This is a genomic window from Capnocytophaga canis (assembly GCF_043187445.1).
GTDB classification, from domain to species: Bacteria; Bacteroidota; Bacteroidia; order Flavobacteriales; family Flavobacteriaceae; genus Capnocytophaga; species Capnocytophaga canis.
In genome coordinates this window covers 378,850-392,792 of sequence record NZ_CP171121.1, presented here as the reverse complement: position 1 = coordinate 392,792, position 13,943 = coordinate 378,850, and the positions used below count along the sequence as shown (strand labels likewise).

13 protein-coding genes are annotated in these 13,943 nt (G+C 34.4%); 2 read left to right on the top strand and 11 right to left on the bottom strand.

Going from position 1 to position 13,943, the window contains the following annotated elements:
• The first annotated feature begins 68 nt into the window (after window positions 1-68).
• Window positions 69-755, top strand: coding sequence for a hypothetical protein (locus tag ACF3OB_RS01860; protein WP_095912570.1), 687 nt, complete (start codon window positions 69-71; stop codon window positions 753-755).
• Window positions 756-817: 62 nt separating this feature from the next.
• Here ACF3OB_RS01860 and ACF3OB_RS01855 read toward each other — a convergent pair whose 3' ends face one another.
• The 8 genes from ACF3OB_RS01855 to ACF3OB_RS01820 all read right to left on the bottom strand — a co-directional run bounded on the left by ACF3OB_RS01855 (window position 818) and on the right by ACF3OB_RS01820 (window position 8,094).
• Complete coding sequence (locus ACF3OB_RS01855; RefSeq protein ID WP_042007931.1) at window positions 818-1,876, bottom strand: nucleoid-associated protein; 1,059 nt, start codon at window positions 1,874-1,876, stop codon at window positions 818-820.
• 99 nt (window positions 1,877-1,975) lie between these two features.
• On the bottom strand, window positions 1,976-2,488 hold the full coding sequence (locus tag ACF3OB_RS01850; RefSeq protein WP_042007930.1) for an IS1096 element passenger TnpR family protein: 513 nt from the start codon (window positions 2,486-2,488) through the stop codon (window positions 1,976-1,978).
• 11 nt (window positions 2,489-2,499) lie between these two features.
• Window positions 2,500-3,378 (bottom strand): bifunctional methylenetetrahydrofolate dehydrogenase/methenyltetrahydrofolate cyclohydrolase FolD, encoded by an 879-nt coding sequence (gene folD / locus ACF3OB_RS01845; protein ID WP_042007929.1) that lies wholly within the window; start codon window positions 3,376-3,378, stop codon window positions 2,500-2,502.
• A 151-nt stretch (window positions 3,379-3,529) separates the two neighbouring features.
• Window positions 3,530-3,946, bottom strand: coding sequence for a DUF2750 domain-containing protein (locus tag ACF3OB_RS01840; RefSeq protein WP_042007927.1), 417 nt, complete (start codon window positions 3,944-3,946; stop codon window positions 3,530-3,532).
• 188 nt (window positions 3,947-4,134) lie between these two features.
• Window positions 4,135-5,236 (bottom strand): peptide chain release factor 2 gene (gene prfB, locus ACF3OB_RS01835; RefSeq protein WP_119652647.1). Its coding sequence is split into 2 segments (ribosomal slippage): window positions 4,135-5,172 and window positions 5,174-5,236, totalling 1,101 coding nucleotides; the frame shifts between segments, so codons are not numbered across the junction.
• Between the two features lie 6 nt (window positions 5,237-5,242).
• Window positions 5,243-5,671 carry a DUF2147 domain-containing protein gene (locus ACF3OB_RS01830; RefSeq protein WP_392448108.1) on the bottom strand — a complete coding sequence of 143 codons (429 nt, stop codon included), beginning with the start codon at window positions 5,669-5,671 and terminating at the stop codon, window positions 5,243-5,245.
• A 63-nt stretch (window positions 5,672-5,734) separates the two neighbouring features.
• Window positions 5,735-7,141 carry a TlpA family protein disulfide reductase gene (locus ACF3OB_RS01825; RefSeq protein ID WP_392448106.1) on the bottom strand — a complete coding sequence of 469 codons (1,407 nt, stop codon included), beginning with the start codon at window positions 7,139-7,141 and terminating at the stop codon, window positions 5,735-5,737.
• A gap of 128 nt (window positions 7,142-7,269) precedes the next feature.
• Window positions 7,270-8,094 (bottom strand): purine-nucleoside phosphorylase, encoded by an 825-nt coding sequence (locus tag ACF3OB_RS01820; protein WP_042007921.1) that lies wholly within the window; start codon window positions 8,092-8,094, stop codon window positions 7,270-7,272.
• An 831-nt stretch (window positions 8,095-8,925) separates the two neighbouring features.
• Between ACF3OB_RS01820 and ACF3OB_RS01815 the strand changes: the two genes are divergently transcribed.
• Window positions 8,926-10,176, top strand: a complete 1,251-nt coding sequence (locus ACF3OB_RS01815; protein WP_095894317.1) for an IS4 family transposase — start codon at window positions 8,926-8,928, stop codon at window positions 10,174-10,176.
• A gap of 188 nt (window positions 10,177-10,364) precedes the next feature.
• On the opposite strand, the gene cysS is transcribed toward ACF3OB_RS01815, so the two are convergent.
• From cysS to ACF3OB_RS01800, 3 genes are read right to left on the bottom strand one after another with little or no spacing between them, the layout of a single operon-like run.
• On the bottom strand, window positions 10,365-11,837 hold the full coding sequence (cysS, locus tag ACF3OB_RS01810) for a cysteine--tRNA ligase (RefSeq protein WP_095894318.1): 1,473 nt from the start codon (window positions 11,835-11,837) through the stop codon (window positions 10,365-10,367).
• Entirely contained in the window at window positions 11,834-12,556 is a 723-nt protein-coding gene (locus ACF3OB_RS01805) for a hypothetical protein (protein WP_172919650.1), read from the bottom strand. Before ACF3OB_RS01805 ends, cysS begins: the two co-directional genes overlap by 4 nt.
• Window positions 12,534-13,655, bottom strand: coding sequence for an ATP/GTP-binding protein (locus ACF3OB_RS01800; protein WP_392448105.1), 1,122 nt, complete (start codon window positions 13,653-13,655; stop codon window positions 12,534-12,536). The genes ACF3OB_RS01805 and ACF3OB_RS01800 overlap by 23 nt, the downstream gene beginning before the upstream one ends.
• Window positions 13,656-13,943: the final 288 nt, after the last annotated feature.

Below are 13,943 nucleotides of genomic sequence, written 5' to 3'. Positions count from 1 at the left end.
AAGCCAAGTAATGAAATACATATCTACTTGGTTTTTTATTTTCCTCAAAATTAATAAAAAAGAAAATAATGGATGCAGATATTCAACTTATAACGGATTCTATTTTGACTCAGAAAACAAAACACTTACAAACTGTTGGGGTAGTGATCTGCAAGATCTTTTTGGTGGATATGCATACTTATTCGAAATACAAAAAACATTTGGAAGTAGCTCGGCATACTCTTTTGGAAGTTAAGAAAGAATCAGATGTGTATTACGAAAAAAAGGCTTTAGAAAAAGGAGGGCAACGCTCTGATTTTTTTGAAATTACGCTTGATTTACAACGACTTGAGCATTCAGGGAACCCAATAACTCCAGCTGAGTTCATGGGATGGCAATATGACATAACCACGCAAAAATTACTTGTAAGAGGTCAAAAGTATTTCTTAAATAATTATTTTTTTCATGACACTATAGAATCGAGTGAAAATATCGTTAAAACTTTTACTCACTTACCTGATGGTTTTGCTTATGCGGTTTTGAATCCGCCACATTCTCTTCAAGTAGGGAAAAATATTTTTGAGAAAGGAAGTTACTTTTTAGATTTCTGTCAAACTTTGTTCACAGATATAGAAAGACTGGAAATTTATCAATGGAGTGATGATACTTCCAATTTTTTTGATGCAGGAAAAGAATGGTGGGGAACGTTTTTTTATACCGTTTACAACCCAATTCAAAATATCTATATAGGCATTGTTGCTTCATCAACAGATTGAAAAAATATTTTATGAAATTAAACAAAGGTTATACAGAATTCTCGTATAACCTTTGTTTGTAATTAATTTTTCTGCTCCTTATTAAAATAAACCAAATAGTAATACATCTGTTTTTCCTCGTCCCAGCCCTTTTCGATAAACCTTTCAGCCGATTCAGGATTCACAAAATCCATACGAATTTGAATGTTGGTATCCAGATCAATTACGTTTTTAATTTTTTTCCGTGCTTCTGTAACGGCTTTATTCGCAATAGGAAAGTTGGATACGTCTTCGATATTGTATTTTGGTCCTTTTTCCACCTTATAATGTTTAAATTCGGGTATAAACTCAGGATTGTCAAGAACTTCGTTCATAAAAGCAGATTCTTCAAACTCGTCATTTTTTGCGAAATAGTTGATGGCTCTATTCATGAAAAGTACCTCTTGTTGCTTGTCTTCGGCAGGTAGTATTACATCTTTAGCAAAATCTTGGCTGAATTTCAAATATTTTTTGGTGTAAAAATTTTCATCGATAAGAGCATCTACTCCTAAGAAATTTTCCAGCCAATACTTGGTGTCATAACGATTGCTATCCACCGAAAGTACCTTATATCCTTCCTCTTTGTTGACGTTGAAAATGATACAACCTTTATCCAACTTGTGGATATTTACCCCCTCTTGGATAATAATATCCAATTGGTTCTGATTTTCTTCAAACTGTAAAAAGCTATGTTTCATCTCCGATTTGAAAATCCCAACAGCGGTTACCTTTTGGTTATCCAGATAGATGTCATGTAGTAAAGATACATACAACTCACCGCTTTTAATATGCGGATGACTTGATTGTCTGTATAAATGCTGAGCTATCTCTTTAGATACTTGGTGTATTGTATTTTCATTGTCAAAAATTTTGGATACAAGTTGGAACAATTCATTAAATTCCACGTCCGCTTCATGTGAAAATCGGAAGTAATTTTCCTCTTTCTCACGGAAAGGCTTGAAAAAATATTCCTTTAATAACCCGATGATTTCGTCATTCAATGAATAAGGTTGCTCCGATAAAAATAGCGGTTCATTTTTGCTTTGATTTCCAACGCGATGTATAGAAAGGCTGTCAATGTGAGTGGTGTAAAGATTTAGCATAAATTTTTAATACTTTTCTGAAACAAAACAGATTTTTTGATTAATATTTGGTTATAAAATAGCTAAATATTGCTTTATTTTTTAGTTTAGAAGCAATGATCAATAATAATCTTCCTCTCTGAAGTTTTCATAATCCTCCTCATCCATATCAAAATCGTTGAATTCATCATCGAATTCATTAAAATTCTCAGCTTCAAATAATTTTTCAGGAGCTTCTGCAGGAATTGTTCCATGCGAGAAAAGCAATGCAGGATATGACACTCCATTTTCATACTCATCCGCAATTTCAACCAGTTCTACGAAGAATGTCCACATTGAGAAAAAGTCATATACATAGAGTAATTTAGGTTCTTCTTCGCTCACTACAGAATCAATAGAGGTTTCCTCCATCAGACGAATTTCTCCGCTTTCTGAAAGGTCAAAAAGAGTAATTTCTTCACCTTGATTCCAGTCCTCATCAGTCAAGTAAAACGAAGCCATCTCATCTCCTGCAAATCCAAAAGACTGCACGATAATGTTGTGAAGATCCTCCAGTGTGGCATCTCCTTCAATGGCGATGTCTCGAAAAACATCTTCTTTTACATCAAGTATAATTCTAAATTTATATATCATTCGTTTATTAATTATTTATCCTTCCATTTTCTTGCTAAAAGCGTGTTTTTCAATAACATAGCAATTGTCATTGGGCCTACACCTCCTGGAACTGGGGTAATGTAGTCCGCCTTGTCTTTAACTTGTTCAAAATCAACATCTCCTACAATACGATACCCTTTTGGAGCGTTTGCATCTTCAAGGCGAGTAATTCCTACATCAATAACAGTTACGCCCTCTTTAACCATATCTCCTTTTAAAAATTCAGGAATGCCTAATGCCATTACAATAATGTCAGCTTGTTTTGTAATTTCCTTGATATTAGGAGTATAACTATGCGTTAGAGTAACAGTTGCATTTCCTGGATTTCCTTTTTGACTAAGCAAAATACTCATTGGACGACCAACAATGTGTGAACGTCCAACCACTACCACATGCTTTCCTTTGGTTTCTACGTTGTAGCGTTTGAGTAGTTCCATAATTCCAAAAGGTGTCGCAGGGATGAAAGCCTCCATATCTAAAGCTATTTTTCCGAAGTTTGCAGGGTGAAATCCATCAACATCTTTCTCAGGGTCAACGGCTAACAATATTTTTTGACTGTCGATGTGTTTCGGTAATGGTAACTGAACGATATATCCGTCAATTTCAGGATTTTTGTTTAATTCGTTGATTTTTTGTAATAACTCCACCTCAGTGATTTCTGCAGGAAGGGTTATTAGAGTAGATTCAAAACCGACTTGCTCACAAGCTTTAACTTTGCTCCCAACATACGTTAAACTCGCACCATCGTTGCCTACCAAAATCGCTGCTAAATGAGGAACTTTACCACCTTTAGCTTTGATTTGTTTTACTTCTTCAGCAATTTCTTGCTTGATTTGTTCTGATGTTTTTTTTCCGTCTAATAATTTCATAACATTGTATATTTGGTATAGTAAGTGTACGAAAGGAACATGTGTAAATCTATGAATTACTTCAAGATTTTTGTAGGTTCAAACTAATAAGTATTCAACTTTTCGTACAACCTTTTTGTTTTTATATTGATATAAATCGCTATTTTTTGTACTATAAGAAAAAATTTCGTAATTGGTTTAACGATACAAAATTTTGAAATTTTATTTGTGTATTCGTTCTTTCTATCTCTTTGATAATGTCCTTTAATAATTGGTCTGGGGTTTCTTCGGCTCCAGACAAATTAGCGTCAAAATTAATCCCTACAGCAACGCTATCTTCATACATTCCCAAACACCAAAATTCCATGAATTCGGATAGTTTAATTTTTTCTATTTGATAATCGCTCCATTCGTCTTCTTGACAACTTTTAGCCATCGTTTCTTCTGACCAAAATGGGAAAACAGCAATCGCCTCACCCGTTTCCTCAACAAAAAACTCCGCAGAGGGACATACAGCAACCTCTTTTTTGTTCTTTAAGGCGAAAACGACTTGATTTTTAACGATTTGTTCTATAAAATTTTTATACATTCTTTCGTTCTAATTTTTAAAAACTTTCAAGTTATAAAACTTTTTACAATTGATTTTTTAGATAAATTACAGAATGTAACCTCATTTTCAGTTCTATTTCTTCTCCTGTAGTTTGTATTTACAAGAGTTCTCTTTTAATAAAACTCTTTGATATTTTCAGAATACATACAAATTAACTCCGTCGCTAACTAATTAGATTCCTCCGATTGTCCCATCAACATCAAATAAGCTTTTAAAAAAGCGTCTATTTCTCCATTCATGACACTATCAACATCCGTAGACTCGTGAGCAGTGCGTACGTCTTTCACCAATTTGTAAGGGTGCATCACATAGTTTCGTATTTGTGATCCCCATTCGATTTTCATTTTTCCAGCTTCGATTTCATCACGTTTTGCTTGGCGTTTTTTTAATTCAATTTCGTAAAGCTGTGATTTTAAGAGTTGTAAAGCTTTGTTTTTATTGTCCAATTGACTGCGCGTTTCAGAATTTTCAATGATAATTCCAGTGGGATGGTGTCGCAATCGAACAGCGGTTTCTACTTTGTTCACATTTTGTCCACCCGCTCCACTCGAACGCATTGTCTCAAAACTGATATCCGAAGGGTTTATTTCTATTTCGATAGTATCATCTGCCAATGGATACACATATACCGAAGCAAACGAAGTGTGTCGTTTTGCATTGCTATCAAAAGGGGAAATACGCACCAATCGATGTACACCATTTTCTCCTTTTAAATATCCAAAAGCATACTCTCCCTCAATTTCAATGGTAACTGTTTTAATTCCAGCGACATCCCCTTCTTGAAAGTTTAAAGTTTTTACACTGTATTTCTGATTGTTACACCACATTGTGTACATGCGCAATAGCATTGAAGCCCAGTCACAACTCTCTGTACCTCCAGCTCCTGCAGTGATTTGCAAAACCGCACTCATGGAGTCACCTTCATCAGAAAGCATATTCCGGAATTCCAAATTTTCAATATGATGTAGCGCTTTAGCGTACTGCTCATCTACTTCATCAGCAGAGGCAATTCCTTCTTTTTGAAATTCTAAGAGAATCTCCAACTCGGAGGTTAATGATTCTGACTCCTCATAATCCTCTACCCATTTTTTTTTAGATCGAAGTTCTTTGATTATTTTTTCAGCTTCCTTTGGGTTGTCCCAAAAATTGGGGGCGAATGTTTTCTCTTCTTCATTCGCAATTTCGATGCGTTTACCATCTACGTCAAAGATACCTCCTTAACGCACCCAGGCGATTCACTAAATCCTTAACTTGTTCTGTATTTGTCATTATTCTTTATTTTATACGTTGCCAATATTGAGTTCTTCCTATTAGGGAAAAGCCAACATATCCCCTAACTTTCAGTTTGTTAGTACTTTCTAATGCAATTAAGCATTTATATTCTTTACCTGTTTTTGGATCCAGAATAGTTCCTCCATTCCACTCATTACCATCTTTTTTTAGGTCATTGATAATAATCAATCCCAAATAAGGTTTATTTTTATTGATACCTGAACAGTTGGAACAAATTGCATTTTTGTTTTTTTCTTCGAAAAGTTCAATAATTTTTCCGTAAACTTTTCCGTTTTCCTCGAATATTTCAACAATTGACTTTTCATTTCCTGTTTCATCATCAATTGTTTTCCACTTGCCCATAATGCTTTGCGCTTGAAGCATTACCGTATTTAATAAAACAACTACAAAAGAAAATACTATTCGTTTCATATACAATTGTGTTTTTAGTTGTTGGGACAAATATATGAAAAAAATAGTATTTACGGAATAGATTTACTCTCCTAAGACTAAAAATCGCTCCACGTTTGGACTGAATATGTTTTCGAAAGCAGATATGATGCTGTAATCCTCACTAATTATCAGTGTTTTACTAATATTGTTTATTAATAATTTTCGAGATAAATCATCGAAGTTTGTAGAATGGAATTGCTGTCCTACTAATCGATTTGAAGATGTGAATACCGTATTACACCATTCAGAAACATTTTGTCCAACATCAATGCCGATAAATTCCACATTGGGGAATAATTCCTTCAATTGTAAAATTCTGTTGAAAATAAGGTTTGACATTTCTCTTTGGTTTACAGACCAGAAATAAACGACGGTCACTTTAGGTCGAACAATATTTGATAATTTGTAGTAATTTCCGTCCAAGTCGATGATTTCAAATTCAGGTGGAGTGCGTCCTTTTTGTAGATCAATTGTTCGGATGAACACTTGTTCTAACTCTGCTTTATGAATGTTTTTTTCATTGTATTTGTAAAATTCCTCCATATAGCATTGACAATCCTGTTTATTCTGTATGTTAAAAATATAAGCATACGCGGCATTTCTGTACAGATTATCGCGCATCATTCCTGAAGGGAAAAGACTGTCTATGATTTGTATTTTTTTCAAGTGAAACTCTTCGTCTTTGTTAATATCGGGAGCGTTATGTGTTAGATTGTATTTTTTAAAAGTTAAATTGTTGATTAACATCACCATGTAGCTGTAATAGGGACGGTAATATTCCAATGAGCTGTTGTCAAACTCAATAAAATCGCGGTGATTGTAAAAATCTTTGGGCAATGAGTTTGCTACCGAGTTATTGCTATTTCGTTGATAAATAAATGGATAGGACTCTACCTCACGAAATAAAGGATAAGTAGCACTTACCAATGCAATTTTTTTTGCATTTTCAGACAATGAAGGGTTTTCTTCTACAAAAAGTTGATAATGTTGCAGTTTTTGTTCGTAGATAGAATCTATTTTTTTCTTAAATTCGATTGGTTCAAGAGCATTATTTCTTTTGATAAAAGCAGTTACCTTTTCATTCTCAATCCATTGAGAAAGCATAAAATTATTGATATTAGCACCTTTTCCTGAAAAGGATAAGCTTTCAGATAGGTTAGAAATATTTCCCGTAAAAACTAAGCTATCTTTAGGCTCTACGTAGACATAAACATACTGATGATCTATCTCAATATTGTACAAAGTTTCTTCCTTAATATCCATTTCAAGTAAAAACTTTTTGTTTTCATCAAGCGTTATGGAGTCAATAGCTTTGTCATTTTCATAGAGAATAACCACCTTTTCTTTAGTGTTAGGTAAGAAGCCTTTTATGTAGGTTAGTTGTTGTTCTTCAGTGTTATGACAAGATACCAAAAGTATCAAAAAAAGAAAGTATATTATTCGATTCATCACCACATTTATCATCATCTCTGAGGCAAAGGTAAGAAAAATAAAATAGAACTCTGTTAAGAAGTAGTTAAAACAAAAAAGCTGTCTGAAAACATTATTCAGACAGCTTTCTCAGGCAAGTTCTCTGATTATCGGTATCGTTTTATAAGGTTTTTCACCAATAAAATTACGTTTGGCATTGCTTTGTTTGCAGCATTTAGAACTTCCTCATGCGACACGTTTGGAGCTATTTCTGGCCCTCCCAAATCAGTGATTACAGAAAGTGCACACACTTCCATGTTCTGATGTCGAGCTACAATAACTTCAGGTACCGTACTCATTCCAACGGCGTCGCCTCCTAAGATACGTACCATACCGTATTCAGCAGGTGTTTCAAAAGAAGGACCTTGCAAACCAACATACACTCCTTTTTGAACCTTGATGTTGTTTTCTTTGGCTATATTCTCTAATTCGGTAATCATTGCGGACGAGTATGGTTTACTCATATCAGGGAAACGTGTTCCAAACTGATCCAAGTTCTTGCCTCGTAACGGATGTTCGGGGAACATGTTAATGTGATCGCGAATAATCATCACATCGCCAATCTCAAAATTAGGATTCACCCCTCCCGATGCATTCGATACAATAAGCCGATTAATTCCTAACTGCTTAAAAATTCGAATAGGGAAAGTTACCTCTTGCATCGAATAGCCCTCGTAGTAGTGAGCTCTGCCTGCCATCATCAAAACATAGCGTCCTTCTATTTTCCCGTAAATGAGCTTACCTTTATGCCCACTTACTGTTGATTTTGGAAAATTCGGAATGTTTGAATATTTGATTTCAGAAATCACCTCCACTTCGTTTTCCAAACGGCTCAGACCAGATCCTAAAATAATCGCAAACTCAGGCGTATGTTCCGAAATATACGATTGAATGATACGCGCCGTTTCATTTATTTTTTCGTAAATATCCATAGTAAATTAATCTTTTATTGGCAAATATACTAAAAAATAAGCATTTAAACAAATAAATTTGATACAACTATCTCAAATTTTTGCTTGAAAATTCGCTAGGAATTGTATCAGTCATATTGTTTGTTTCTTTGTGTGTTTCATCACATTCCTACAGAAGTACCACAAGGATAAAGCTGTAGTATTCAGGAAAGTAAAAGAGTGAAATTTTTATTAGAAATATAAGATGGTGAAGAAAGTATTTTTTCTTTGAAAATAATTAATGCTTTGTAAATCAATATTTTATGTGTCACGAATTGTTTTTTTTATAACAAATAAATAAAAGTAAGAAAAAAATTTGCTTATATCAAAAAAAAACATTTATTTTGCTATCCGTTAGGAGGATAGACAGTAAAAAAGTCTGAAAATTCTGTTATACAAAATAGTAATAGACCGGATAAAGTTTAGGTGAAGAAAGGGTAGTTTTACAGTTTTTTTTCGATACCTAAAATATCCGTTAAAATATCCCTCTGTATGAGGGCTTTATCATCTCTCTAAATGAAATAGGCAGTCGGGAAGACAGCCTATTTTTATTTGTTGTTTCTCTTCAAATTTGATTGTATGAAAGTTATTTTTTAGCGAAATCTACAATATTGAATTTTTAGTAAGGCATACCAAATCTTGAGTTTTTCTTTACGATACTTCAAAATAGGATAAGAGTACAAAAAATACAGTATCTTTTCCGTAGAACCAACACGAAAATTTTAGTAATTTCCTCACAACTATCCGAAACTTTTAAAATAAAAGTTGCCTGAGAATGTTGTATATTTGAAAAATTCCCATTTTTTTTCAATTATGGCACTCTTCAGGCGAAGCAAAAATACAAATAAACCCGTAATCAGACAAATTTTAGATCTCATTCCTGCGCATATTTTAAGAGCGGAAATCGCTAAACATCAGTCCGATAAGGGAAAGTCTACCTATAAAACTCGCGACCAATTGGTGGCACTAACTTTCGGACAGCTGAATAAATGCTATACGCTATCCGACATAAGTTGCGGATTATCAGTAAGTAGCACTTTCCTAAGCGATCTCCAACTCAAACAAAGTCCCGCAAAATCAACAATGAGTGATGGAAACAAAGTAAGACATTATGCAGTATTTAAAGATTTGTATTCTAGTCTTTTAAAGTATTACAAACACTCTTTAAAAGCCAAACATCAAAGTCATATCATCGATGAAATCCAAAACCACAAAATAAAAATCATTGACAGTACTACCATTAGCCTGTGTTTAAGTCTTTTCAACTGGGCAAAATTTCGGACAGCTAAAGGCGGACTCAAAATTCACACCGTTTGGGACGATCAACTTGGATTGCCTGAAATGGTCAATATCACCGAAGCTAAAACACACGATAGCAAAGGATTACAACAAAATATCTATCCGAAAAACACCATCATTGTTGAGGATAGAGGCTATTTTGATTTTAGTTTGATGCTCGGCAGAATCCATTGCCAAAATACTTTTGTTACGCGAATTAAGTCCAACACGCTCTACCAAAGTTTTGAAGAACGAGACCTGCCTGATGAAAAAGACCACGACATCCTCAAAGATGAAATCATCGTTTTGACCTCAAAAAAGGCGGTAGAAAGTGGTATTGATCAAGAGAAATTACGTTTGGTAACGGTTTATAAGCAAGACGGCAACAAAACCATAGAAATCATCACCAATAATATGGATTGGACGGCGAGAACCATTGCGGATTTGTACAAAAAACGATGGGATATTGAGTTGTTTTTCAAGGCGATGAAGCAAAATTTACAGATAAAAACTTTTCTTGGCACGAGTGAAAATGCGGTGAAATCACAGATTTATGTATCTTTGATTTGCTATCTTCTGTTGGAGTTGATAAAGCGATTTTATAGCGATAAAAAGACGGCATTTAGTAATTTTTGCGAGAAAATAAGGGTGTGTCTTATGCACTATCTGACGCTGAATTATGTTTGCAACGAACTGAAACCTATCGTAAAAAAAGTGAAAAAACCACCTGAAAACACACTCTTTGACAGAGATAATTCCGCACAACAAACAAGTCTGCCCTTATAAATAAAGGGTTGACAAGGAATTTTATGAGTTTTCAAAAAACTTTCGGACGGCTGTGTAATTTCCTAAATAAAAACTACCTAGGAACAAGGTTTTTCCTTAGGTAGTTTTCTTTTTTAGTAATTAGGTAGCCTCATTTTGAAACTTACCATCTGATGGAATGATTATTTTGAGCCTATTGTCAATGTTGTTTACTCCAAACTATACGTCGTTCCGTCTTTTCCGTCTTTGAGTTGAATACCGATGGCTTTCAGTTCGTCACGGATTTTATCGGACAAAGCCCAGTCTTTATTCGCACGAGCTTCCATACGCATCTGTATTAGCATTTGGATTACACCGTCCAATTTATCGTTATTCTCAGCGGATTGTTGCTCGTCTTTCAGTCCTAATACGTCGAAAACAAAGGCGTTGAAAGTAGTTTCCAACTCACGAAGGTCGGCTTCGGTCAGCGTCTCTTTCCCGTCTTTTACGAGGTTAATAACACGAACGCCCTCAAAAAGTTGTGCAATGAGAATAGGGCTATTGAAATCATCATTCATTGCTTGATAACATTCCTTCTTCCAGCTTTTTACATTGAACGAAGAGTTCTGAGCAGAAGGCAAGGACGAAAGTGTTTTTACCGCCTCCATAAGTCGGGTAAAGCCCTTTTCGGCGGCGAGCATTGCCTCGTTGGAAATGTCCAAAACACTTCGATAGTGAGCTTGCATAAAGCAGAATCGCACCACCGATGGTTTAAATGGTTTTTCGAAAAAGTCATTTTCTCCCGAAACAAGCTGCATTGGCAATATGTAATTTCCTGTGGATTTGCTCATTCGTTGCCCATTCATTGTCAGCATATTGGCGTGCATCCAATAACGAACCGGACTTTCTCCGTTGGCGGCTTTTCCCTGAGCAATTTCGCACTCGTGATGTGGGAATTTCAAATCCAATCCGCCTCCGTGAATGTCAAAACGCTCACCTAAATACTTAGTGCTCATTGCGGTACACTCCAAATGCCAGCCCGGAAAACCATCTCCCCAAGGCGAAGCCCATCGCATAATATGAGCAGGCGAGGCTTTTTTCCAGAGGGCGAAGTCCTGCGGGTTGCGTTTTTCACTCTGTCCGTCCAAATCGCGTGTGTTGGCGAACAGTTCCTCTATATTTCTGCGTGAAAGCTCTCCGTAATTTAGTCCGCGTTGGTTGTAGGCTTGCACGTCGAAATACACCGAACCGTTACTTTCGTAAGCGAAACCGTCCTTGATGAGTTTTTCGGTTAGTTGTATTTGTTCGAGGATATGCCCCGTGGCAGTCGGCTCGATGGTCGGTGGCAATGTGTTGAACATTTCCAATACTTTATGGAAATCCACCGTATATTTTTGTACGATTTCCATTGGTTCTAACTTCTCCAATCGGGATTGTTTTACGAAGCGGTCGTTTTCAACGTTGCCATCGTCGGTAAGATGCCCAGCATCTGTGATGTTCCTAACGTATCGAACCTTATATCCGATGTGTTTCAAGTATCTGAAAATTAGGTCGAACGACATAAAGGTTCGGCAATTTCCCAAATGTACATTGCTGTAAACGGTTGGTCCGCAGACGTACATCCCGACGTGTCCTTCCTTCAAAGGAACAAAGTTTTCTTTTTCGCCCGTAAGGGAGTTGTATATTTTGAGCTGATAGTTCATATTTTTATTTTTTGCTTCGTTTTTTCATTTCCAAAATAATCGTGTATAAAAATAGGGAAAGCACTCAATACACTTACTTTGTCGTCTTTGTCGATAAATTTTTGCTTTTGTTCATTAAAGATATCTATCTGAGAATAAATCTGTGATGGATAAGAGTATTCATTCGTTACAATATAATTCATCTTGTACAGATGAAATTTTATGAGCTCTTTCCAAATATTTTCATCGTATTGATTAAAGTCTTTATATTTTTCTTCACAATATTGATTAACTTCCCTTTTGTAATCTTGCGAACAATGAGCTGTAAGTTGTTGAAAATCTTTATCTGAATGATAATGTTTTAGTGCTTCCACCATTGGATAGCTGATGTATAATTTACCGCTTTCAGTTTCATTATCAAAAACACTCAATAATTTCTTAAGTTTCTCTGGACTATAGTTTGTAGCATGACATTCACAATCAAAAAACAGATAAATTTCAGAAAAATCCTTCTTCTTGTATTTTTTTAAGTCTTCAATTCTATTTTTAAGTAGAGAAAAAGTATCTAAGTATCCATCGGTTTCTAAATCTTTATAAATGGAATAAATAACCGTACCGAAAACACAAGTGATGACTGTTCTTTCATCAAAAAAATATTGCTTTAACTTTTCGTGGATATTAGGTTCTGTTTTCTTCCCTTCAAAAACAAACAAAATATTATTTTCTGATTGTGAACCCATTCGCTTTGTAAATTTTTTCCAAATTATGTCCCTCTCTTAATTCTTTATCCGTAAGATATGGTAGGGATGCAATTCTTTCTTTATTCATTATAAAATAACAATCGGGGCGAAGCAAATCATTGGACATAACGGAGGTGTTATGCGTGGTTAAAACAAACTGAACCCCCGTTTTTTTCAATTCTTCCACAACAAGCTCCGACAATTCGTGATGATAAAAAGCATCAAATTCATCAATAAAGACAAACGAAACTTTATTTACTTCACGTATTTTTTGCAACCAAAAGTAAAAAAGAGTAAGAGATTTGGTGCCTTGTGAGGCAATGTCAGAAAAATGAATTTGTTTTTTTCCAAAATCAAAAAAAAGTTGTCTTTTTCCCACTAGTCTAATGGCTTTTAACTTACATTCTATTCCTACTTTATTTAGAAATCGTTCAAAATCTGATACAAGATTTTTACTGATTATATCTTCTTCTAGACTAGTACTTCCTACTTCAAGACCAATATACTCATTCATTCCTAAAGAGCGAAAAAATAGCATTCTCTCTATAAAATCAAAAAAACTATAAAGAATATCATTTTCTTCATTTGATTCTAATTCGGAATTATATCTTACATAATTCAAAATAGATAATTTCTTATTAGTAATCTCGGTTTTCAGATTTTCAGTGCCTTTGAAAGCCAATATAGTCTTCTCCCTTGTCTCTGTTCTGTCTATAAGTGCTAATACTTTTTCATTGATAGAAAATTTTTCATATTCAATAGTTTCATAATCAGATTTCTTATACTCATAAGTTACAATATTACTATCAAATATAAATTCATAACCGAACTCTACATAACTGCTATCGCTATTTGCATTGATGTAATGTTTGTAATCTATTTCAGACTTCTCTTTATCTGTCAGATGCCCAACAATATCAAAAATAGCAAAGCCTAAGTTGGATTTCCCTGTACCGTTTTTTCCATAAATAATAGCGTTATTTATTAACTCATTGTTGATACATTCTTTATTGAAATCGTATTTTTTAGCTTTAGTAAAATCAATTTCAAAATTTTTTCCAAAACTTTTAAAGTTGGATACTTTGAACCTTGCTAACATTTTTATTCCTTTTAGTTTGAGCGACAAAGATAGGAAAAAAAACGTAAAAAAATTACGGAATGCATTTTTTTGATTGCAAAAGATAATTCAATCACACTTTGAATAATTTTTCGCCCGTAAGGGAGTTGTATATGTTAAGTTTTTGCATTTTTGTAAATTCTTGTTCGTTTTTTTATCTATTTTGAAATTTGGTACAAAAGTGTACGATACCTTAAGAAAAATCAGTTTTTTCGGATTGTCAAAAACGAAAAATTCAGAATAGAAAAGCTACTAACCATATCGAAAATA